General features: G+C 70.3%; 23 protein-coding genes. 13 read left to right on the plus strand and 10 right to left on the minus strand.

Annotated elements, in window-relative coordinates:
* Positions 1 to 204, plus strand: a 204-nt coding sequence (locus HII36_RS34870) for a DUF6223 family protein (RefSeq protein WP_236004178.1), incomplete at its 5' end; no start/stop codon positions are given.
* A gap of 102 nt (positions 205 to 306) precedes the next feature.
* On the opposite strand, the gene HII36_RS34875 is transcribed toward HII36_RS34870, so the two are convergent.
* Positions 307 to 1,305 carry a saccharopine dehydrogenase family protein gene (locus HII36_RS34875; RefSeq protein ID WP_217370351.1) on the minus strand — a complete coding sequence of 333 codons (999 nt, stop codon included), beginning with the start codon at positions 1,303 to 1,305 and terminating at the stop codon, positions 307 to 309.
* A 51-nt stretch (positions 1,306 to 1,356) separates the two neighbouring features.
* Positions 1,357 to 1,989: a TetR/AcrR family transcriptional regulator gene (locus HII36_RS34880; protein ID WP_328808020.1), complete on the minus strand. Its 633-nt coding sequence runs from the start codon at positions 1,987 to 1,989 to the stop codon at positions 1,357 to 1,359.
* Positions 1,990 to 2,069: 80 nt separating this feature from the next.
* Between HII36_RS34880 and HII36_RS34885 the strand changes: the two genes are divergently transcribed.
* Positions 2,070 to 2,252, plus strand: coding sequence for a hypothetical protein (locus tag HII36_RS34885; protein ID WP_173527579.1), 183 nt, complete (start codon positions 2,070 to 2,072; stop codon positions 2,250 to 2,252).
* A gap of 80 nt (positions 2,253 to 2,332) precedes the next feature.
* On the opposite strand, the gene HII36_RS34890 is transcribed toward HII36_RS34885, so the two are convergent.
* Complete coding sequence (locus HII36_RS34890) at positions 2,333 to 3,109, minus strand: helix-turn-helix domain-containing protein (RefSeq protein ID WP_173527580.1); 777 nt, start codon at positions 3,107 to 3,109, stop codon at positions 2,333 to 2,335.
* A gap of 99 nt (positions 3,110 to 3,208) precedes the next feature.
* Between HII36_RS34890 and HII36_RS34895 the strand changes: the two genes are divergently transcribed.
* From HII36_RS34895 to HII36_RS34905, 3 genes are all read left to right on the plus strand, one after another.
* Entirely contained in the window at positions 3,209 to 3,712 is a 504-nt protein-coding gene (locus HII36_RS34895; RefSeq protein WP_173527581.1) for a hypothetical protein, read from the plus strand.
* Between the two features lie 226 nt (positions 3,713 to 3,938).
* Positions 3,939 to 4,442 carry a hypothetical protein gene (locus HII36_RS34900; protein WP_173527582.1) on the plus strand — a complete coding sequence of 168 codons (504 nt, stop codon included), beginning with the start codon at positions 3,939 to 3,941 and terminating at the stop codon, positions 4,440 to 4,442.
* Between the two features lie 288 nt (positions 4,443 to 4,730).
* Positions 4,731 to 5,231 carry a carboxymuconolactone decarboxylase family protein gene (locus HII36_RS34905; protein WP_173527583.1) on the plus strand — a complete coding sequence of 167 codons (501 nt, stop codon included), beginning with the start codon at positions 4,731 to 4,733 and terminating at the stop codon, positions 5,229 to 5,231.
* 914 nt (positions 5,232 to 6,145) lie between these two features.
* Here the strand turns inward: HII36_RS34905 and HII36_RS34910 are convergent.
* Together HII36_RS34910 and HII36_RS34915 are read right to left on the minus strand one after the other, a co-directional pair.
* Complete coding sequence (locus HII36_RS34910; protein ID WP_173527584.1) at positions 6,146 to 7,021, minus strand: hypothetical protein; 876 nt, start codon at positions 7,019 to 7,021, stop codon at positions 6,146 to 6,148.
* Complete coding sequence (locus HII36_RS34915; RefSeq protein WP_173527585.1) at positions 7,018 to 7,455, minus strand: hypothetical protein; 438 nt, start codon at positions 7,453 to 7,455, stop codon at positions 7,018 to 7,020. The genes HII36_RS34910 and HII36_RS34915 overlap by 4 nt, the downstream gene beginning before the upstream one ends.
* A gap of 99 nt (positions 7,456 to 7,554) precedes the next feature.
* Between HII36_RS34915 and HII36_RS34920 the strand changes: the two genes are divergently transcribed.
* Positions 7,555 to 12,258: a CHAT domain-containing tetratricopeptide repeat protein gene (locus tag HII36_RS34920; RefSeq protein WP_173527586.1), complete on the plus strand. Its 4,704-nt coding sequence runs from the start codon at positions 7,555 to 7,557 to the stop codon at positions 12,256 to 12,258.
* 377 nt (positions 12,259 to 12,635) lie between these two features.
* On the opposite strand, the gene HII36_RS34925 is transcribed toward HII36_RS34920, so the two are convergent.
* Complete coding sequence (locus tag HII36_RS34925; protein ID WP_173527587.1) at positions 12,636 to 13,247, minus strand: hypothetical protein; 612 nt, start codon at positions 13,245 to 13,247, stop codon at positions 12,636 to 12,638.
* A gap of 1,009 nt (positions 13,248 to 14,256) precedes the next feature.
* On the opposite strand from HII36_RS34925, the gene HII36_RS34930 reads away from it, so the two are divergent.
* From HII36_RS34930 to HII36_RS34940, 3 genes are read left to right on the plus strand one after another with little or no spacing between them, the layout of a single operon-like run.
* Positions 14,257 to 15,180: an NADP-dependent oxidoreductase gene (locus HII36_RS34930; RefSeq protein ID WP_173527588.1), complete on the plus strand. Its 924-nt coding sequence runs from the start codon at positions 14,257 to 14,259 to the stop codon at positions 15,178 to 15,180.
* A gap of 8 nt (positions 15,181 to 15,188) precedes the next feature.
* Positions 15,189 to 16,118 (plus strand): AraC family transcriptional regulator, encoded by a 930-nt coding sequence (locus HII36_RS34935; RefSeq protein ID WP_173527589.1) that lies wholly within the window; start codon positions 15,189 to 15,191, stop codon positions 16,116 to 16,118.
* Between the two features lie 50 nt (positions 16,119 to 16,168).
* Positions 16,169 to 16,558 (plus strand): antibiotic biosynthesis monooxygenase, encoded by a 390-nt coding sequence (locus HII36_RS34940; protein WP_217370352.1) that lies wholly within the window; start codon positions 16,169 to 16,171, stop codon positions 16,556 to 16,558.
* 314 nt (positions 16,559 to 16,872) lie between these two features.
* Here the strand turns inward: HII36_RS34940 and HII36_RS34945 are convergent, their stop codons facing one another.
* From HII36_RS34945 to HII36_RS34960, 4 genes are all read right to left on the minus strand, one after another.
* Complete coding sequence (locus HII36_RS34945) at positions 16,873 to 17,499, minus strand: dihydrofolate reductase family protein (RefSeq protein ID WP_173527591.1); 627 nt, start codon at positions 17,497 to 17,499, stop codon at positions 16,873 to 16,875.
* Positions 17,496 to 17,972: an SRPBCC domain-containing protein gene (locus tag HII36_RS34950; protein ID WP_173527592.1), complete on the minus strand. Its 477-nt coding sequence runs from the start codon at positions 17,970 to 17,972 to the stop codon at positions 17,496 to 17,498. Before HII36_RS34950 ends, HII36_RS34945 begins: the two co-directional genes overlap by 4 nt.
* A complete protein-coding gene (locus tag HII36_RS34955) occupies positions 17,962 to 18,306 on the minus strand; it encodes an ArsR/SmtB family transcription factor (RefSeq protein ID WP_173527593.1) in 345 nt (114 codons plus the stop codon). The genes HII36_RS34950 and HII36_RS34955 overlap by 11 nt, the downstream gene beginning before the upstream one ends.
* Positions 18,307 to 18,445: 139 nt before the next feature.
* Positions 18,446 to 19,360, minus strand: a complete 915-nt coding sequence (locus tag HII36_RS34960; RefSeq protein ID WP_173527594.1) for a sulfite exporter TauE/SafE family protein — start codon at positions 19,358 to 19,360, stop codon at positions 18,446 to 18,448.
* 202 nt (positions 19,361 to 19,562) lie between these two features.
* On the opposite strand from HII36_RS34960, the gene HII36_RS34965 reads away from it, so the two are divergent.
* From HII36_RS34965 to HII36_RS34980, 4 genes are all read left to right on the plus strand, one after another.
* Entirely contained in the window at positions 19,563 to 19,931 is a 369-nt protein-coding gene (locus tag HII36_RS34965) for a YidH family protein (RefSeq protein ID WP_173527604.1), read from the plus strand.
* Between the two features lies 1 nt (position 19,932).
* Entirely contained in the window at positions 19,933 to 20,343 is a 411-nt protein-coding gene (locus HII36_RS34970; RefSeq protein ID WP_173527595.1) for a DUF202 domain-containing protein, read from the plus strand.
* Positions 20,344 to 20,356: 13 nt separating this feature from the next.
* Entirely contained in the window at positions 20,357 to 20,497 is a 141-nt protein-coding gene (locus tag HII36_RS55975; protein WP_217370353.1) for a transposase, read from the plus strand.
* 818 nt (positions 20,498 to 21,315) lie between these two features.
* Positions 21,316 to 21,864 (plus strand): hypothetical protein, encoded by a 549-nt coding sequence (locus HII36_RS34980; protein WP_173527596.1) that lies wholly within the window; start codon positions 21,316 to 21,318, stop codon positions 21,862 to 21,864.
* Positions 21,865 to 22,023: the final 159 nt, after the last annotated feature.

The following is a 22,023-nucleotide window of genomic DNA, read 5'->3' on the forward strand; positions in this document are numbered from 1 at the left end:
TTGCTGGTGGGGGTGGTCGGCGGGGTCAACGGAGTGGTGAAGCTGGCGGTCTCCGACGGCGGTCTCGGCACCGGTAACGGGGTGTTCGGTGCGGCGGTGGCGGCGGCGCTCGGGCTGGCCGGGGCGGCGCTCGGCGGCCTGGCCCTGTCCCGCTCCCGCCGCCGGGCCGAAGCCGTCCCGGCCCGCTCCCATCACACCGCCTGACCGGCCCCGGGCCCGCTCCCGCCGCGCCGTCTGACCGGCATCGACCAGGCGCGCAACAACAAGATCAGCGCGCTTTCCGGGCTCATGAACGGCTTCTCACCGTCACCCCAGGGAGTGCGGGACGATGCCGTGTGCGGCCAGTCGCTCGGGGACGTCGGCCAGGACCGGTAGCTGGTCGATGTGGTGGATGCCGGTGGGCAGCGCGCCGTCGAGGACGGCGCGTGTGACGTACGCGGCGACGAGGGCGGTGGCACGGCTCTGACCGTTGCCGGTGAGGGCGAGCGCGGCGTGCCGGTCGCCGTTGACCCCGTCGACGCGGACGGCGAAGCCGTCGCCGCCCAGATGTACCCGGGACAACGCGGTGGTGATGAGGCGGCGCAGCGTGGGACGCCGGAAGACGCCGAGCCGGCGCAGGCCGGCCAGCAGGGCGGTGGAGAAGGCCGAGTCGAGGCATAGACGGGTGGTGACGCTCGGCACGCCGAGGGTGCGGCGCAGGCTGTGCTGGTCGGAGAAGTCCAAGGGGTGGGCGGTGCGGCGGCCGTGGCCGGGCATGAGGTATCGCCGCGGCCGGGCGGCGGCGGGCCGGGCGAGCCGGCTCACGGTCCAGCCCACCGCGTCCGCGCCGTGCTGTTCGCCGGCGCCGAGCAACACGGTGATGTCGATCTGCTGGGCGCCGCCGAGGCGTTCGTGCACGCGCCGGGCGAGCAGGTTCGTCAGTCCCGGCGCGACGCCGACGCTGAGGACCCCGGTCGCCCCGCCGACGGTGGCCCGGTCGGCGAGGTCTTCCACCTGGCGCAGCAGGTGGTCGGAGGCGCCGACGTCGACCAGGTGGACGCCGCGGGACAGGCAGGTCTCGGCGACGGTGGCGTCGGCCGGTTCGACGCAGAGGACGACCACGGCGATGTCGCCGGGGTCGAGGAGCCGCTCCAGTCCGGCGATGTCGGCCAGGTCGAGCCGGACCCTTCGCACGGTGGCGGGAAGGCGGGCGCCGTCCGGATTGCGCCCGGCGGCGATGACCTGGCTGGGGAACCATCCGTCCAAGGTCGTCGAAACCTGGGCGCCGACCGCGCCATAGCCGCCGATCACGAGGATTCCCGACACCCGTTCGACCTCCTGTCACTCCTCCAGCATTTCGCTAGAGCTTGTCACTAGTCATTCGGGTTGCGCAAGGAGTGTGCCGATCAGAGTCCCGGCCGCCCAGTCGGCCCAGGCGTGCTCGCTCCAGCCCCGGTGGCGGGTGAGCAGGAGGTAGGTCTCCGGCGCCAGGACGGCGAGGGCCATGTCCGCGGCGCGCAGCGCGTTGAGGCCGGGGCGCAGCGCGTTCTTGGCGGCCAGGGCGCCGGTGAACACGGCCAGCACCGTGTGCCGCTGCGTGATGTTGGTGCGCCACAGCTCGGCGATCTCCGGGTCGGTGGCGGCGGCCGTGCGGACGACCTCCAGCAGCGGCGCCACCCTGGCATGAATGTCGGCGGTGGCCTCGGCGAGCCGTTGCAGCAGCTCCAGTGGGGGCGCGGCGAGCGCTTGGGCGACCCACGGGCGGTCGAGCGTGGCGACCGGGGCGTCGTCGCCGGCCACCTCGACGTCGAGCAGTTCCTTGAGGATCGCGCGTTTGGTCTCGAAGGTGAAGTACAGCGTCTGCACGGCCACCCCGCCCTGGGTCGCGATGGCCTGCATGCTCGTGGCGGTGTAGCCGCGTTCGACGAACAGCTCGCGGGCGGCGGCGAGCATGCGCGCGCGGGTCTGGGCCGTCTTGGCCGCGCGTACTCCGGGCTTGGGTGGTTTCACCGGCGATCTCCTCAACTTGACTAGAGTATCACTCTAGTGCAACCTTGGCTGGAGTGCTGCTCCAGCGAAAGGGGCGGTGTATGGGCAACCGCACCACGACGGGTCACATGGCCGCGCTGGCGCTGGTGGTCCTCCTGGACGCCACGGTCGTGAACATCGCGCTGCCGAGCATCAGCGCCGGTCGGATTCAACGTGTGGGTGCTCGTGGCGGCGCGTGCGCCGCAGGCATCACAGGTCTTCGACGCGGCACCCGAGGATCTTGATCAAGGTGGATTTCGGGAAGTACACCGCTCGTGAAGCGAGCAGCTGACAAGCCCCAGGTCGCGGGCCACGAGGACCGTAGTCAGCCTGTCGTTGGTGTCGAGCTTCCGGTAGACCTGCTCCAGGTGTGCGTTGACCGTTCTGAGCGCGATGCCAGGCGGCGTGCGATCGCCGCAGCGGTCAAGCCTTCCGAGAGGAGCGTCAGGACGGTCAGTTGGCGGGGGGTGATCCCACACCGGGCAGCCTGAGCATCCGGGCCGAGCAGCGGAACCCCAGCGTGACGCCTCTCTATCCGCCGAAGCTCTCGCAACTGGCTGTCCACTCCTGCCAGCAGAGGCTGCAGGCACTGAGCGAGTGCGCGGTCTCGCTCCGTGAACTCCATGCCGGCACGGCTGACAGCGAAGGTCCGCAGCAGCCCTGGCGAAGCCCGCACCGGTATGGCGAGGACATAGCGCATACCCATTGAGACGAGCTCTTCGTGTGCATCGGACCGACGCCATTCCTGATCGGGACGGACGTCGGCCGTGGCCAGAGGGCGCCGATCTTTCGACGTCGCGTAGCACCGGGTCAAAGGGTGACCGAGAAGAAGCCGAGAGGCGTTCCTGTTCAATGTTCGGTCCGCAGTGGCGCTGGGATGCCCTGCGGATGCCAACCCGGTGCCTCGCTCCAGTTGGATGGTGGCGAAGCCGGCAGCGTCGCCGTCCAGGCACTCGCCGAGCCGAGCCGTGAACCAGGGCAGCAATTCGCCGGAATCAACAGCCTCAAGAAAAGCAACACCAAGATCGAGCAGCGATTCATGATCGCGCCCAGACAAGGCCGTCACGCACACATCGTCGGCTGAAACCTTGATCGATTCCACCCTCGGAAATTCTGCCGATACCGAAGTCTCCCGCCAGGTATCAAGCTGCGGCTATCCAAGTTTGCGTCGGCAAACAAACAGCTCCGGAGGTGCAGGGCCATGTCCCAGGCGGAAGTTGAGAATGAAGGACGCAATATCTGGGAGGAGATCCTCGCAGGTGCCCTGTGGGTGATCGAAAACCGGCTGGACATCGGAAGGTGGTGGGCCATAGCGACCAACGGGGTGACCAACGTCAAGAAGTGGGTGAACCTCACCGATCAGACCATTCGTGTCTGGAAGATCGACGGCAGCGGCCGGGAGAACGCGTACACCATCGGTCCCAATGACGAGGTGTACGGAGAGATGTGGATCCCATGGGCTGACAACCCGCCCCAGTACGCAAGTCACCACGCGACGATCCAGGTCGACGATCAACCGCTGGCCTTCTTCTGGCAGAACGGGAAGAACGTCCGCTGCAGCACGAGCGACGACTTCGTCTGGGACGGCGCGCATGTTCCTGGCGCCTCTGCCAGCGGCGGCGACAGGATCATGGTCTTCGCCAAGAACCCGGCGGGTCGGCTCGGCTTCGCTCTCGCGGCCTTCAAGGAGTGGCCCGAGATTTGAGGCCGCGAGCAGCGACACAAGCCGCTTGGCCGGCTTGTCCTCCACTCGGGTTCTAATGACCCTCGAGTTCCATCGGGCTTCTCTAGCCCAGGACGTGGGCGGTTTCTGGCCGGAAATGACCGGGTTCGCGCCTTTTCCGGCTGTTCCATTGACTGGAACAGGATGTCACGTCTTCAGGTCGAGGAGCCGTCATCGGTGACTGGCTCAGACCACAAGGAGAACCGTCTTGATCACGACTGTGAAACGGCGCGTGCTGAAGGCGGTGGGCATCGTGATGGTGCCCACCGCCGCGCTGGTCCTGCTCGTCGCGTCGCCCGCCTCCGCCACGCGAAGCTGCAACGGCGGTACGGCCAGCAACGTCTGCCTGACCATCGAACCCGGCATCCTCTCGGGCCGTTACAGGGTCATTCTCGGGGTGGACTTCCGCATCTCCCGTCAGGCCGCCCAGGACATCATCAACGCCGCGGGCGGTCACCCGGTCAAGGGGCAGATCTTCGGCTCCGATCCGGGGACGGACCCCCGCCTTTTCGACCTGCAGGAGAGGTACACCTCCGCGTCCGACGAGGCCGGGCTGAGCGCGGAGTTCTTCATCAATGAGGTCCCCGCGTCCTTCCTCGACGAGGACTGGGGCACCGACGAGGTCTACGGGAAGATCACCATCACCGACCGTCGCGGCAACCCCGTGCTGACCACCGTGCTGAACTCGGGGACCATCTCCCAGAGCTTCTAGCGCTGTGACCGGAAACTTCTCTTGATCTGCGGCTTGACGGCCCGGAGTCTCCGGCGCCATCTGGCCGGACCGTCTGGTCGGGGGTAGACCTCAACGCCCCACCCAGAGCTGCCTCGAACAGTGTCAAGGCAGGGGGTTCGAAACCGAGTTCGGTCCGGTCGTTTCCGCTGGAGAACCCCCGGTCGAGGCCGCACGTGGCACTGGCGCCACCGGCAGCATAAGCCGCCCTGATAGCGCGTGCAGAAATCATCATTGGTGCTTAACTCATCGACAGAACAGAATGCCCACATGTCCAGCCCCACAGGCCCTCAGGCCGATGTCACCCGTCACCCCCGCGAACCTCTGACTGAGACGCCTTCTCCGGAAGCTTTTCGCAAGGCCAGAGCCGATGGAAATGAGCGCCTGCGCGCCAGCGGCTCATTGTTCGAATCCTTCTTCTCGCTGGACGAAGCGGCGTACGCGCCCGGTGCCCTGCCCACCTCGGTGAAGGAACTGCTCGGCCTCGTGGTGTCCGTGATGAAGGACTGCGAGGAATGCGTCTACTACCACCTCGAACGATGTGACGAAGAGCAGGTGGCTCGTGATCAGGTGATCGAGGCGCTGCAGATCGCCCTTGTAGGAGGCGGGTCGGTCACCATTCCGCTCCTTCGCCGAGCCGTCTCGTACATGGAGAAATCCCGAATCTCGCCGAGGCGAAAGCGTGAGCGAAGTTCAAGTGAAAGTGAGAATGCCCGGCCGAGCGCGGCGACGCCCAGCGTCTGCGCCTCGCTCAAGGTGGCGAGGACATGAGCCCGGACGGCCGAGCAGCTCGGCCGCTGCCGGGCCCGCCGCGGGCAGGGAGGCGGGACGATCGGCCAGTTCGCGCAGTTGCCGGCAACATCGGTCACCAATGTCCGCTGGTGGACCCGGTGACGCTGATCAAATCCTGATGCCGCCGTCGGCCGTACGACAGCCGGTCGCCGCGGCGCGGTGCCGTCTCATCTGAAGGTGGCGAGAACGACCGGGTCGCGGGCGGGCCTACACCCATCCGCACACTCGGAACGAGGTAAACCTTCAGGCCGAGCACATTCCGACGCGGGCAATCCATCCGGGGCGGCGATGCCGAGGTGATGGTGGCCGCCGCGGTCCGGCGGACGTCCCAGGAGACGGCACCGATTCAGGATCCGGCCGACGCTGGAAAGGCCGCCTCCCGCAGGGGGTCGTACACCACACCTACGGCGCCCGGCACGTTCTGTTCACGGCCGTCACCCGGTGGCGAGAGCTGCCGCCGCACCGGCATGGCAAGGCGGCGTTGGTCGCGACACGCCTGAACCAGGTCGCCCTCGGCTGGTTCGCGTTCGCAGGCGATGACGGGATGGACAGGCCCCGCTGGAGCGGCCCGGTCGTGTGGTGCAGCGCTTGGGCCAACTGCTCGCGCTGAAGCCGGCAATATGCTCCGCCGAGGCTGTGGATCGCAGACGGCACCCTGATTCCGGTACGAGACCGCACCGTCGCCGCTTGTGGCAAGAACTACCGCTTCTCCGCGAACGTGCAGGTCATCATCGACGCCGGCGCCAGGCTAAGAGTGGACACTGGCACCGGGCGGCAAGGCCGACGCTCACGCTTGGCGGGACTCCGGCCTGCCCGCCCAGTGCGAGGACGTCACCGTTCTGGCCGGCGGCGCCCATGTCAACACAGGCCTGATCGTCCCGCACCGAAGACGGTCAGTACTCCTTGCGGAGCAGGGCCCGGACCTCGTCGCCGACGTCGGGAGCGAGCGTGCCGTCCGTGGTGAATCCGAGCCGTTCGGCGACCTCACGGCCGTGCAGGTCAACGGCCGATTCGACGAGATCGCCGAGGACGTCGGCGGAGCCCCGGGCCCGGCGGACGGCGATCACGCATACCGGCACCGGGATCAGCAGCGCGGGCCACCACCACGTACCAGGGACGAGATAGAGCAACCCCCAGGCGAACAGGCGCGCGTCCCCGGTCACGGCCGACCGCGCGGTGGCCAGCTCGACCCGGACGGAATCGGGCACGGTCAGCCAGAGCCGTGGCCACAGCGACGCCAGATCCAGCGAGTACGCCAGATAGACCCGCTCGCCCGCCGCGCGCATCCGGTCGCCCATCCAGGTCGGGCGCTCCGGCGGGATGAGGCAGATCCTGTTGCGCGCGGCCAGCGCCGCCTCCGGATCAGCCGGCGAGCCCGGCCCCTCCCGGTACCTGGCGATGACCGCGCGGTCGAGCTTTCGGTGACGTCTGTTCCACCGGGCGGCGCGCCAGGCGGTCAGGACGCGTCCCGGCAGGCCGAGCCGCGCGGCGAACCAGAGCGACTCGACGCCATGGGCCAGGCCCCGCGCGGCGAACCCGGACATGACCGCGCCGGCCAGGAACGCCGCGCTCGCCAGCGCCTGCATGCCGCCGCTCGGCCCGCCGCCCAGCCAGGTCTCGATCCTGCTCACCGCCGGCCGGGGGTCGAACGGGTCGTCCATCAGCCAGGTCACGGTCGACACCGCGGCGAACACCACGCCAGGCAGCAGGAGCTGCGTCAGCCAGCGCTCCGCGGCCTTCTGCGCGAGCTGGGCCAGGAAGCCGCTCACAGCTTGAGTCGCTCTTCAGCCAGCGACAGGTCGTGAACCGGGCAGCCGGGCGGCGACGCCCGGGTGCTCCAGGTGGCGCGTTCCACCCGGGCGCAGCGCAACGGCTCGTCGGCCGGGCAGCGCAGCACGGCGTGCACGCCACGGGGCCGCAGCCCGCTCAGCGCCGCGTACCGCGTTGTCGGCTCCTGGCCAGAGCGGTAGGCGTCCGCGCCGATCCCGTGCGGCAGCCCTTCGGCGCGCAGGGCCTCCTCCAGCGCCGCGAACAGGGTCATCAGCTCGGCAGGAGCCGACCCGGACCGCGCGGCCGCGACGATCGCCGAGGCCGCTTCCCGCACCGGCCCGTCCGTCACCAGAAGGCCGTCGGCCTTCTCCAGGCGGGCGCACAGGGCGGCGATGAGCGATGCTAGGGGAGGGGGCTCCTCGGGCTCTGTCATGCGGCGGAGTCCTCCTGGCTCGGGGGGACGGATCTTGGCACCAGGATGCCGCCTCACCACCCCCCATGGCGATGTTTCTGCGGACTTGGCGGGTGCGCGATGGTGCGGGAGATCGGGCGGTTACGACGTACTGCGCAGGGCCTCACCGCCGACGCCTGGCACCCCGTGCGCTGGCTGCGCCGCGGTGCTCTGTCGCTGCGCTGGGCGGTCCATCGGGAGCGCTACCGGCTGTCGGGACATCCCCTGGAACTGCGCGCGGCCATCGAGGCGCTGCGCTCGGCACTTCGGCTGATGCCGGCCACGCATCCGCTGCGTGGCGCGTACCTCACCAATCTCGGGCTCACGCTGGAGATGGGCTTCACCGACCTGAACATCGCCGACGACCTGCACGAGGCCATCGCCACGCTGCACGACGCGCTGACGCTCACCCCGCCCGGCCACTTCCGGCGCGGCGCGTGCCTGGCCAACCTCGGCGTCGCCGTCCACTACCGCGGGGTGGCGCTGGAGTCGCGGGCCGACCTGGATCTGGCCGTGCGGCTGCTGCGCAGCGCGGTCACGGCGGTGCGCGTCGACGACCCGGAACGGGCGATGTTCATGTCGAACCTGGCCGGCGTGCTGCGGGCCAGAGGTGAGCAGACCGACGCGATCGCCGACCTGGACGACGCCGTACGCGTGCTGCGGGCCGCGCTGGCGGTCATCTCGCCAGGTCACCCTGACTACGAGCTGGTCACGGTCAACCTGCGCAAGGCCGCGGCGGTGCTCCAGGACAGGCTGCGAACCGAGCCGGGGCCGCCTGCGGCCGCGCCGCGGGCGCTCGCCGGGGGTCCCCGCGACGACCTCCTCCGGCTCGTGACCGCGTTCGAGGCGGACGCCCCTGCGACGGAGCCGTTCACCGCCACCGTGGAACGGCTGAAGCGGTTCGCTCGCGGCGAGGACCGGGCGGTGACCGACATCGAGGCGCTCGCGCTGGCCGCCGACCTGTGGAGCCTGGGCGCGGACGATCCGCACGCCGCCCACGCCACCGGCCTGATGGCCTGGTGCAGGTTCCTGGCGGAGGAGGACCCCTTCCACACCGAGGATCTCGGGCTGGCGCTGAGCAGGCTCGTGCCGGGCAGCCGTCCGGAGATGGTGCGTGACCTGTTCGCCATCGACCTGCCCGCTGGGCTCGAGCCCGCCGTGGACGGAGCGCCCTGCCATCCCGGCCGTCTCGTCGACCTCGCGGAACGTCTCATGGAGGACTTCGACGCCGAGGCGGCCGACCTGACGGCTCTGCGGCGAGCGATCGCGCTGACCAGGCTCGCCGTCGAGCTGAGCCGGCCCGACGGCGAGCTCATCTCGCTGCTTTTGGACGCGCACGCCGACGCCGTGCTCGCGCTGAGTGTCGCGGCCGACGAGCCCGGCCTGCTCGCCGAGGTCGTCACGCTGCGCCGCCTGTGCGTCGACAAGGCCAGGCCGGGGGAGGGACGCGCCCGCGACCACCTCTGGGAGTTGGGGCTGGCCCTGGTCATGTGGTACGCGCGTGAACGCGACCCCGCCCTGCTGGCCGAGGCCGAGCAAGCGCTGGTGAGCGCCGAGGTCGTGTCGGAGCAGCCGGGGGACGACGACACCGAGGCCGAACGCGCGGCCGAGCTGTCCACCCTGCTGCGCACCTACCTCCTGCACGCGCAGGAGCGGGGCTACGCCGGTTACCGCCGGACGGCCTGGGAGCAGGCCGCGGACGCGCTCGATGAGATCGCGGGTGACCAGGCCCGCGAGGTGATCCTCGCCGAGCCGTACCGCGAGGACGACCCGTCGCCGATCATGTTCGCCTCCTGGCAGACGCTGATCGAGCGGATCGAGGGGCGGCTGGCGTCCGGGCGGAACGGCGATCCCGGGGAACGTGCCGCGGACATGGCCGACCTCGCCGACGTCCACCGGCGGCGGTTCAACGAGCGCCGGGCCGGCGAGGACCTCACCCGGGCACTCGCCTGGAGCGAGCGGGCCGTCGGGCTCTGCCCGAAGGATCACCCCGGACGCCGCCACTGCGTCTGGACCCGGATCACCTGCCTCGACGCCCTGCGCCAGGACAGCCCGGACCTGTTCGGCTTCGAGCCGATCATCGTCCTGCTGCGCGAGATGCTGACGCTGCCCGGCGACCCGGGACACCGCGCCATCGAACGGATCGCCCTCGCCAACCACCTCCTGGGCAAGCCCGACCACGACCGCGAGGACCTGCGCGAGGCGGGCGAGCTCCTGCACCAGGTCATCGCCGAGACGCCAGCGGATTCGGAGACCGCCCTCCTGGCCAAGGGCGTGCTCGGCGCCCTGGCCATGACCTGGATCGCGGACGGCCATCCGGCCGACATCGACACGGGCATCGACGCGGGCATCGACCGGCTGCGGGAGGCCGCGGCGCTGCCCGAGTCGAACGAGAACCATCCGGTGGTCCTGCGGAACCTGGCCATCGCCCTGCTGGGCAGGTACGCGGCCGACGGCGTCCCCGCCGACCTCGACGAGGCGATCGAGCGGGCGGGCGCCGCGGTGTCCGCCGTCCAGGCGTACAACCGCTGGACCAGGGCCGGGGACGCGGCGGAGACCCTGATGAACGCCCTGCTCACGCGCTACCGCGCCCGCGGCGCGGCCGGCGATCTCGAAGAGGCGGTCCGCCACGCGCGCGCCTTCGTCGAGGCCGCGCCCGGCGGCGACCACCCCATGGCCGCCGAAGCCCTCGCCGGCCTGGCAGAGGCGCTGTCGGAACGGGCCGCACGGAACCGGTCGGAATCGGACCTCGCCGAGGCGATCCGTGCCGCCCGCACCGCCGCCGAGGCCGACCCCGCGCACCGCCGGACGCTGGCCGCCGTCCTGGCGACCCCGTTCGACTTGCCGGACGACCGTCCGCGCCTGGCCGAAGCCCTCACTGTGGCGAGAGCCCGGTACGCCGACGAGCCGGGGCAGGAGTCGCGCGTCACGCTCGCGGAGATCCTCAGCCAGAGCTTCCGGTGGACCGCCGCGGACGGCACGCCCGACCTGGACCTGTCCCGCGAGGCCGAGCGGCTGTACCGCGAGGCGCTGCGCGAGGCCCGATTCAAGGCGGACCTGCACGTCGCACTCGGAACGCTCCTCGCCGACCGAGCCGCCGCCGACCCCGTCACGCAGGCCGATCCCGTCACGCAGGCCGGGCAAGCCACGCACGCCGGGCAAGCCACGCACGATGGGCAAGCCGCGCACGCCGGGCAAGCCGCGCACGCCGGTCACGGGACCGTTGCCGCTGAGGCCGCGCGGTTCTTCCTGGCCGCGGTCACCGATCCCGCGGCGCCGACCTTCACCCGCATCACCGCCGCCCGCCGCCGGGGGATGCTGCTCGCCGCCCAGGACGACTGGAGCGGCGCCGCCGACGCCTACGCCGCGGCCGTCGAGCTCCTGCCCAGGCTGGCCGCGCGGACCCTCGCCCGCGCCGACCGCGAGTACTGGCTGGGCCGGGTGACCGGCCTGGCCTCGGCCGCGGCGGAGGCGGCGGTGCGGGCGGGTGACCCCGAGCGGGCGGTACGCCTGTTCGAAGCCGCCAGGAACGTCCTGTGGTCCCAACTGCTGGAGACCCGCGAAGACCTGACCGGCCTGGATCCCGAGCTGGCCGCCCGCGTCGAACGGCTGCGCGCGGCACTCGACGCGCCGCTCGCCCCGGCCCGCGACTGGCACGTCCCCTATGCCTGGGAAGGCAAGTACCGCGCGCCCGTCCAGAACGCCCAGCGCTCCGGCGACGCCTGGGCCGGCCTCGTCGCCGAGATCCGGGCCGTGCCGGGGTTCGAGGACTTCGCGGCCCCGGAGCGATCCCGGTCGCCGCACCCCGGAGTCCCCGGGCCGGTGGTGCTGCTGGCGGCGGGAGAACGCCACGGGCACGCCCTGGCGCTGTTCCCCGGCGATAGGATCGAGCCGATTCCGCTGCCCGGCCTCACCGCCGCCGCGGCGCGAACCTGCGCCGACGAACTACGCCTGGCCCTGGCCGCCGTTCAGGACCCGGACAGCGGCCTCGACACCCGGCGGCAGGGCGAACGTGATCTGCTGAAACTCCTCGACCGGCTGGGCGAGATCGCCACCCTGCCCGTCCTGGAGGCGCTCGGCCAGGACACCGCGCGCCTTTGGTGGGTGCCCGCGGGCTCGCTGAGTTCCCTGCCGCTGCACGCCGCCGGCGGCGCGCTCGAGCGGGTCACCTCGTCCTACGCCCTTGACCTGCGCACCCTGCGGCTGGCCGGCGGCGCCGGGCGGCCACCGCAGCCGGATCTGCTCGTCGTCGCGATGCCGCACACGCCCCAGGAGCGGCCGCTGCCGAAGGTCGTGCCCGAGCTCGAATGGCTGCGCGACCGCTTCGCGCCGGTCGAACTGGTCGGCCCGGCCGCCACCCGTGACGCCGTCCTCGCGGCGCTTCCTGAGGCCGGGGTCGCCCACTTCGCCTGCCACAGCTCCGCCGGCCGGGGCGGCAAGATCTTCCTCGCCGACCATCTCACGGACCCGCTGACCCTGCTGGACCTCGCTCATCTCCGTCTGCCCCGGGCCGGGCTCGCGTACCTGTCGTCCTGCGCGACCGCACTGACGGACCTGCCCGACGAGGCCGTGCACCTGGCCGCGGCGTTCCATCACGCCGGCTTCCCCGGGGTGGTCGCGACCCTCTGGCCGCTCGCCGACGTCATCGCGCCCACGGTCGCCCGCGCCTTCTACGAGAACCTCGGCGACCCCGCCGCGTCCCTGCGTACGGCCGCCCTCACCCTGGCCGCCACCTACCCGGACAGCCCGAGCCTGTGGGCCTGCCACGTCCACCTTGGCGTCTGACGGCGGCGGCACTCGTGGAGATGCGCTGAAACCGTGCGGGAAAATCCGAGTTCCGGTGTGGTGCGGCCACCCGGCAGCCCGGAGACTTCCTCTCGTGTCGCGCCAGGTCGAGAGAAGGCCGCCCGCTGGTCGCGGGTGCCCCTCCTCGGCTGGATCGTGCTGGGGTGGGGCACGGCTTCGCGTACGGGCGGGTTCCGCCACCTGCCAGTGCGTGCGAAATTCTCATGGTGGCCGCTCACGGCCTAACTGACCTGGCCTGACGGGCTGGTATCGCACACAAGGTGAGGCGCTGAGATTCGCTCTCGGCGCCCCACCTTTCTCAAAGTGAGATCACGAACTTTCAATCTTCGCGCGGGTGTCACACCGCCAGGACAGCGTCAGGAGAGAGTGAACCGCCATCCCTCGTTGACGGTCGGGGCGTGCGCGGTGTGGCGTGAGCGGTTGCTTTCCACATATTCGCAGGTTTGCAGGTCCTTCCTCATCGCCACGACTTGCACGTCCATGACGACGTCCAGGCTGTTCAGCCCGTACTCGCCGAGCATGGTGCGGTGTGCCGGGATCGGTGAGGTGGCGCTGACGCCGATCTGGGTGGAGCGGGACTGAACGGCCTGCACGCCCGCGGCCAGAGTGATGGAGGCACCCATCACCTTCGGGGAAGCGATCGAGACGTTGAGGCTGTGGGTCAGGGAGACCGTCCGCGTCTCGGAGGCGGTCCAGGTCCCGCTAATGGTCTGGTCGGTGTTGTTCTGGACGAAACGGCTGTGTGCCGTGTCGAAGGTCGGCGTGGCCGAGATGATGATGTAACGGACCCCGTCTTTGGCGTACGGAGGCGAATTGTAGAACCACCAGTCGATCGGCCCGAGTTCGGCGCACGGCCTCACCGTGATGGGCACTCGTGGACCCCCGGGGTCCGCGAGCGCGGTGCTGGGGACGACGGCCATCGCTGCCGTGACTAAGGCGGCGACGACAATTGCGAACGCTCTTCGCATGGCATGAACCTACCTTTCTCTCCCCTTTTCTCGACAGTAAAGTTCTTTCTGACATGCGCCGCCAGCACCGTGACCCACATCGGACACGGCCGCGCTGACACGGGAACCGGCCGGGGCTGGCGGAGTCGCGAAGACCTCGACGCATTCCGGTCTGGCTGAGCGGCGCCACGTCGTCAATCACGTACGCGACCCCCGGGGTTCTGGTGAGCCGAATCGAGTACATGCCCCCTCCCTGGACGCGTCTCCTCGATTGGGACAGGAATCAACCGGCGGGCTGCGCTGGAACTTGAGAGAAAGGGAGCACTGGTCACGGCAGTGGACATCCACCGGTACGAGCTCGCGGACACCGTTGTGGAGGCGGTCGAGGTCAACGGACTCGACCTCGAAGACATCGTCGCTGGATCAACACCGAGTCGAAACTGAACGGCATCGTCGGTCAACTCGCGCTGTGTGGCCGGTGCGGGCGGAGGTCTCCTCGCCCAGGGGGACGTGGCGACCGAGGCTGCCTTGAACAGGGGATGGGACAGGCGGCCCCGCCCGGGTGTCGGGAAAGGCGTCGCCGGATGCCAGTCCCATGAGCCGGAATCCCTCTGCCCCCGACCGCGTTCGCGGGCCGGGGGAGTCAGGCCTATCCCCGCCGTCGCCACAACATGGGGCTACGCACTCAAGCCCTTCGCCGAGCTCCTGGTGGCCTGCGTACCAGCGATCCCGGCAGCGTCCGCCTGGCCGGCCACCTGGTGACCACGCGCCACTGGGCGGCTCAGGAGAACGCCGCCTTCGTCTCCTTGGATCACCTGGCCATCCGACGCGCTCTCGGACCGCCCGTCCACCAGGAGCGGACAGTGCCGGCGCCGGCGTGGGTGTGTTGACGCGGTCCAGGCGCTCAATGCATCGGTCTGATGGAAGACGCCTGGACATGCGCCGAAGACAGTAGGCCATTCTGCGGACCCCACCCGCCTGCCTACCGTGGATCGCACCCACCCCCTTGATATTGATCAGGAGTGCTCCCATGCGTGCTGTGATCCAGACCGCCTTCGGCGGTCCCGAGGTGTTGCAGGTCGTCGAGGCCGAGCGGCCCGCACCGTTGTCCGGCGAAGTGGTGGTTCAGGTTCGGGCCAGCGGGTTGAACCCGGTCGACGCCGCCGTCCGGTCGGGTGCCTACCCGTTGCTCGGCGAGCCGCCGTTCGGCGTGGGTTGGGACATCTCCGGAGTCGTGGTGGAGGCCGCGCCTGGCGGCAGGTACAAGGTGGGCGAGGAGGTGTACGGCATGCCGTTCTTCCCGAGGGCCGCGACCGGCTACGCCGACTACGTCGCCGCGCCCTCGCGCCAGGTCGCGCGCAAGCCCGCCGGCATCGACCACGTTCACGCCGCGGCGCTGCCGCTGGCCGGGCTCACCGCCTGGCAAGGCCTGGTGGACGCGGCCGGGGTCGGACAGGGCGACCGGGTGCTGATCCACCGGGCCGCGGGCGGGGTCGGCCACCTGGCCGTGCAGATCGCCAAGGCCAGAGGCGCGTGCGTGATCGCGCTGGCCAGTGCCGGCAAGCATGAGTTCGTCCGGTCCCTCGGCGCCGACGAGGCGATCGACTACCGGGTCGTCGACTTCACCGAGGTGCTCGGCGAACTGGACGTCGTCTTCGACTCCAGCTCTCAGGGCGAGCGCTCGCTGGCCGTGCTCGGTCCGGGTGGCGTACTGGTCAGCATCATGGAGCACGGGAACGCCGAGCTCGCCGCGAAGGTGGAGGCGGCCGGCCGGCGCTTCGCCGGGGTTTCGGTCGAGCCCGACCACACGGCGCTGGAGGCCATCGCCGAGCTGGTCGAGGCCGGTCGGCTGCGCCCGTACGTCGAGCAGACCTTTCCGCTGGAGGAGGCGGGCAAGGCGCACGAGGTGCTGGAGTCGGGCCAGGTCCAGGGCAAACTCGTGCTGACGCTATAAAGCAGGGCATGGATCTACTCGCCGAAGCGCTGGAGTCGATGCGGACCGGACGTCCCACTTCCATCCGGACCGACGGTCGCGCACCTTGGGGGCTGGAGCTGCCGCCCACCGCCGGTGCCGGCTTCCACGTGGTGCTGCACGGCTCGTGCTGGCTGGTGCCCGTGGACGCCCCGCACCTGGCACCGGTCCTGATGGAGGTGGGCGACGTGGTCTTCCTCCGCAGCGGCTCACGCTTCGTGCTGGCCGACCGTCCGGACACTCCCGCGCAGGTGCCGGGGCCGGAACGGTACACCAAGGCGCCGCCCATCGGCTCGGTCGTGCTGGGCGGAAGCGGTCCTCGCACCAGCCTGCTGTGCGGCAATTACCACCTCGACATGGCCCGGCCTCACCCGCTGCTCGGTCGGCTTCCCGAGGTGGTCCACCTGTCCACCCGGCAGGGGCGCCACAGTGGGCTGGCCGCCGCGGTCCAGCTGCTCGGCGCCGAACTCGACCAGCCCCGCGTCGGTTCGCAGGGCATCGTGCCCGCCCTGATCGACTCGTTGCTGCTGTACATCCTGCGGGCCTGGCTCGAAGAGCAGCCCGCGGCGGCCCGAGGCTGGTCGGCCGCGCTGCGTGACTCCGCGGTGGTCGCCGCGCTGACCGCGATCCACGACACGCCCTCGGCGGCGTGGACGGTCAAGTCGCTCGCCGCACGATCCGGCCTGTCCCGTGCCGCCTTCGCCAAGAGGTTCGCCGCCCTGGTCGGCGAACCGCCGATGGCCTATCTGACCCGCTGGCGCATGACGCTGGCCGCCAAGCTCCTGCGAGACTCCGACATCCCGCTGACCACCGTCGCCGCGCAGACGGGGTACAGCACCGAGTTCGCCTTCGCCAAGGCGTTCAAGCGGGAGTACGGCATCGCCCCCGGCGGCTACCGTCGCCAGGTCAGGGCCGCGTGACCCGTTCTGTCGCATGCTGTCTCATAACCGAAAGGCTTCTGATGCCCACCGTGCCCTGGATCCGTGTCGGCACCCCTGCCCGCCCTGAAACGTTGATCATGGCCTCGCGGCTGGAGGTCAGATCGTTGCGTCAGGTGCCGGGATTCCTCCTGGCCTCATTGAGACTGCTCCGCCAGGCCAGGCAAGCGCCCGGCGCGCTCGGGGTCTCCTTGCAGGCCGACCTGCGCAAGCGCACCTTCTGGACTGTTTCCGCTTGGAGCGACAAGGCCGCCGTGTACGCCTATGCCGCCGCCGAACCGCACAAATCGACCATGCGGCGCCAGAAGGCCTCGATGAGGGAGTCCACGTTCGTCTTCTGGACGATGCCCGCCGACGAGCTCCCGGTCGCGTGGGACCAGGTGCGCGATCGCATCGCCCGCGAACGCTCCGCGAGCGGGTGAAGACGGACGGCCCCGCTTCGATCCGCGCGAAGCGGGGCCTGACGAGCGTGCGGTGGACCGTACCCAGGTCAGGGACGCGGCCGGACCCGACTCCGATGACGCACGGGTCTCGGCAGATGCGGCCGGCCTGACGAGCGAACGGCCTGATGACCGGACGGCCGCCCAGGTGGTGGTGCGGTCGGCGAGGCCGCTGGATGGGGTCACGTCCGATCGAATGGCGCCTGTCCTGCGCGACTCCACCCGGCGATGAGCACGGTCGGGCGCGCGCTCCGAGCGCGTGCTGGACACCCTGCGCCGGCCTCGGTCTGCGCAGCTCAGGTGAAGGCGGCGACGCCCTCGTACTCACCCTGGCGCGCCTGGCCGGTCACCTCGTACTCAAGGAGCAGCAGGCCGTTCGGGGTGGCCTCGTGGTGGCGCAGGGCGAGGCCGGACGGGGTGCCCCCGCCGGCCAGCAGCCGCCGGCCGGTCCGCAGGACGGTGGGGGCGACCACGAGGCGGAGCGTGTCGACCAGGCCCGCCGCCAGCAGCGAGTCGCCGAGGCGGGCACTGCCGTGGATCTGCAGCTCCCGGCCTGGCCGCGCCTTGAGTTCGCCGACCTCACGGACCGGATCGCCGTTGAGAACGGTCGTGGGGTTCCACGTCCCGGCGGTGAGGGTGCTGGTCACGACGTACTTCGGCAGGGCGTTCATCCGCTCGGCGAACGGGTCGGCCGGGTCGGTGATCTTCGGCCAGTCGCGCGCGAACGCCTCGTAGGTACGCCGTCCGAACAGCAGCCCGTCCGCCAGGTCGAGCCAGTCGGAGGCCCGTCGGACGAACGTCGCGTCCATGTGGGGGACGAGCCAGCCGCCGCGGGTGAACCCGTCGCTGGTGTCCTCGTCCGGCGAGCCGGGACCCTGGCTCACCCCGTCGAGCGTGACGAACTCGGTCAGAGTGACCTTCATCGCGAGCCCTCCGCGAACTCGGCCAGCTGGGCGGTGACCGTTCCCCAGCCCGCGTGGAATCCGAGCTTCTCGTGATGAGCGCGAGTGTCGGGGTCACCGTGCCGGGCGACGATCCGGTACTCCGTTCCGTCCGGATGATCGTCCAACGTGATCGTGGCGGTCATCGCGACCGGGACAGGATTCGCAGGACGCCATGCGCTGTCGACCGCGTTGGTGAACACGATCCGTTCCAGCTCGTCGACGGCGAGAAAGCACGCGTCCAGATGCGGGACGAACGCGGTCCCGTCGTCGCTGAGACTCGTTACGAACGCCCCGCCGGGCCGCACGTCCAGCCGTTCCACCCGGCACCGGGACGGAGCCGGGATCCACCACCGCTCAAGCCGGGACGGATCGGTCCAGGCCCGCCACACCGTCGCGCGCGGAGCGCGGATGACCCGCTCCAGGGCGAGGTCGAGTTCAGGATCAAGGTTCATCGCGGTTCTCCTCCGGGTCGGTGACGAACTGTTCGAGGCGGTCGGTGCGCTCTTCCCAGATCCGACGCTGCTCCGCGAGCCAGTCGTCTACCAGCGCGAGTCGTTCCCGGTTGAGCGCGCAGGTGCGTACCCGGCCGGACTTGAACGTCTCGATCAGCCCGTTCGATTCGAGCGTGCGCACGTGCTTCATGAACGAGGGAAGGGTCATCGGGAACTCGCGTGCGAGGTCGCCGACACTCGTCGGCCCGCGGCCGAGGCGCCGGACGACCGCGCGCCGCGTCGGGTCGGCGAGGGCGAGGAACACCCCGTCGAGCTGCGCCGAATACTGTGCCATGTGGCTAAGTATTATCCGCCACAACAGTTAGCGCAAGAGCTAACTATTGAGCCGGCCAACGCGCACCTGGCGGAGACCTCTTCTTCAGCTGTCTGGAGACCCCCAGGTCGGCGCCTGCTTCGTGCTGATCGGCATGGTGTCAGCCGACGGGATGGGAGGGGGCCGGCGTCGGTTTGTCGGCCGTGTGGCGTGCTGTGCTGCGCCGGAGCGCGTACCAGCCCGCCGCGCCCGCGACGACCGCGCCGCACAGGATCCAGGCCGTGGCCGTGTTGCCCACGTCCAGCAGCTTCAGCGCCGAGGCGAGCAGTACGACGGCGAGCACGGCGCGGACGGCGGCGCCGGGCGCGCGCGAGGAGATGCGGGCGCCGAGGTAGACGCCGGGGATGGAACCCAGGAGCAGGGAGGTGGTCAGGTGCGGTTGGAAGTCGCCGAACAGCAGGTGGCCGAGCGCGGCGGCGGTGACCAGCGGGACGGCCTGGACCAGGTCGGTGCCCACGAGCTGGTTGGCCTTGAGTGCGGGGTAGAGGGCGAGCAGCGCGACGATGATCAGCGAGCCGGCGCCGACCGAGGAGACGCCGACGGTGGCGCCGCCGAGCACGCCGACCAGCAGGGTCGGCCCCGGACGTATCGTGATGGCCGCGACGTCCACATCGGGCCGCGAGCGATCTCTCAGCGCGAGGCACGCCTTGGCGACGAGTCCGGCCACGGCCAGCAGCAGGGCGATGCCCAGGGCGTACTTGACCGCTTGCTGGGCGGCGGCCTGCTCGCCGAAGGCGCGCGCCAGGAAGACGCCGCAGAACGCGGCCGGCACCGAGCCCGCACAGAGCCAGGCCACCAGATTCAGGTTGACGGTGCCGCGGCGCAGGTGCATGTAGCCGCCGATCGGCTTCATGACGGCCGAGGCGACCAGGTCGCTTGAGACGGCGGCCAGCGGCGGCACGTTGAAGAACAGCAGCATCATGGGGGTCATCAGGGCGCCGCCGCCCATGCCGGTGAGCCCGACGATCACGGCGACCAGGAAGGAGCCGATGAGGAGGGGGAGGTCGACGGTCATGTGACCGGTCCGGCATGCGGGCAGGGGGGATGGAGCATCATGCCTCCGTACTCTGAGTAACGACTAGTTACTCTAAGTAGTCGCCTGGCCGAGAGTGCGACAAGTGGCGACAGGGACAGATGACTGTCGCAACTTGCGCGACGAAGGGAGCGCCCCCTGGACAGGAGAATGCAAACGGTTATCATTTGATTACGTGGAGAACATGCATGCGGAGCAGCCCGCTCAGCCCGTGGAGGGCGGTTCGGAGCCGGATGTCCGCTTCACCTTCGCCAACGAACGCACCTTCCTGGCCTGGAGCCGGACGGCGCTCGCGCTCATCATCGCCGGACTGGCGATCGTGCAGGTGTTACCCCCCTTCCCCGGCCTGCCCGGAGGACGCCGCATCCTCGCGCTCCCCCTGATCCTGTTAGGCGCGCTCGTGCCGGGCGGGGCCTATCTCGAGTGGCGCCGCAACCAGCGGGCCATGCGCCACGGCCGCGCGCTGCCGCGCTCCCCTCTGCCCCGCATCCTCCTCATCGTGATCACCGCGGTCGCCCTGGCCGCCACCGCCTTCGTCGTCCTGCCCGGCTGACATGACAGCCCCTCATCACCGCGACGACCACCACTCCGCGCACCATCACCACCCTGCGCACGACCACCGCGCCGCGCACGATCCGCCGCCGGATCCCGGCCTGGCACATGAGCGGACACAGCTCGCCTGGACGCGCACGACACTGTCACTGATCGCCCTCGGCACCGCGCTGATCAAGGCCGCGCCCGTTCCCGGCCTGGCCATTCTGGCCATGGGCCTGGCCTGCTGGGCCGCCGCCCGCCGGCTGAACGGCCCGCCCTCGACCGGCGGCATCCACCGACGGCACGTCCCCCTCCAGGCCATCGCCGTGACCCTCACCCTCATCTCCCTGGCCGCCCTCACCACCACCCTGCTGACCGCAGGAACCCGTCCCGGGCCGCTCTCCCCGCCGACGTCCCAGTCACCTCGATGAGACGGGGGTAGAGGTGCTTCGAACCTGGTCGCGGGCCGACTGGGACGAGCTGCTACGGCTGGCCGGATCGCTGAAGCTCGGGCACTCCACCCCTCGCCGCTGGTCGGCGAGCTTTCCGCGTCAAGTCGGCAGAACGTCCTGGCCGCTGCGCTGAAGGAGTATGGAGCGCTGCGACGCTCGATCTCCGCTGCCCGCTACCTGTCCGGCCCCGGCCCATCGTCGCGAGATCTGCCGCCGGCTCAACAAGGGCGAGTCGCTGCACGTGCTGAAGCGGGATCTGCCGCGCCCCTGCCCCGCAGAACCAGCGTTCTCCGACCCAGGGGCTCGGGACGACGAACGCGCAAATGGGCCGTCGCGGCGGCGAACGGCAAGGCGGCGGCCTCGATGGAGGCTCTGCTCCGCATCTTGCAGCTGAAGAGGCTGTTTCGTCACGGTCTGTCGGAGCGGGCCATCCGTGGTGCGGGCGGGATGGGCGTTTCTCGCATTCGGGATGGAAGGGTCGGCCACTGACCCGCATGCACAATCCGATCCCCCGATTCACCTCGCACGCGCCTTCGGACGAGCTGCGCGAGGGCCCTGGGATGGCAGGCGAGCACACCCTGGTGGAGCGCCCCAGACCTCCCCGACGCCGTCGCGGCCGCCAAGGAGGTGGCGGGCGGGCCGGGTGGCCGATCGGCGCCCTGCGACAAGCGCTACCACGTCGTTTCCCGCTCGGGCTCGTGTCGGAGCATCGCATGAATCCCGTTTCATGGGGGTCTGAGCTGCGCTAAAGCGCCACGAATGAGTCACTAATCCACCCGCCCGCATGCTTGACGAGCGAGCCGGAAAGCCGCGCCGCGGCAACCAGGCGGACGCTTCCCATCTTCACACTCCGTGCACGCAGATCACGAACCGCAGGCGGCGGGGGATCTGCAGCCGAGCGAACGCCGGATCCGGCACCCCGCCGTAAGCCACGATCGAAAGGGAGAACTCATGTCCATCGTCGGGCGGAAGGCGGCCCTCACGGCCGTTCCGGCTCCTCACGAGAGGCGGGCATCCACCCGCACGGCACGTATCTCACTCGTCTTGGCCGTGGCCGCCTCCGGACTGGCCCTGACGAGCCCGCAGGCGGTGGCCGCGCCGGCCATGATGACCTCCGCCAGGCTGGCGCCGGCCACGCACGACGCGGTTGCGGCGGATGCGGACGCAACGGCACGGGCCGGCTCGACGGCGATGTCCTGCCGCCAGGTGCGCGTGTACCGTCCGGAGATGCGCAAGGGACACGTGGCCGCGACCGGCTGGGCGATAGGCTGCTCCCGCAACCAGCGCATCAAGATCATGCTTCAGCGCAAGCGCTGGTGGGGCTGGCAGAACATCTCCAGCGCCACCTGGTACGGGGCCGGCAAGAAGACCTTGTACAAGGGCTGCAAGCGGGGGACCGTCTTCACTTACCGCCTGCAGGGCCAGGTCGCCTACTACGTGGGAAGTAAGTACGTCGTCCACAACGGCTGGAGCCCGACGATGCGCGCGAAGTGCCCGTGACGCGTTCCGTCCGCCACCCCGTGGGTGACCATCCAGAGCATCGGTCATGTAGCTCTGACGGGGTGTGGCTGCCTCTTCCTGATCACGGCCTCGGTGGTCGGGGTCAGGAAGAGGATCCGTGATTCAAGCCTCCCAGAACCTGGCAGCCGGAGAAGACGA

Origin of the sequence: Nonomuraea antri (assembly GCF_013283785.1) — a bacterium.
Classification (GTDB): domain Bacteria; phylum Actinomycetota; class Actinomycetes; order Streptosporangiales; family Streptosporangiaceae; genus Nonomuraea; species Nonomuraea antri.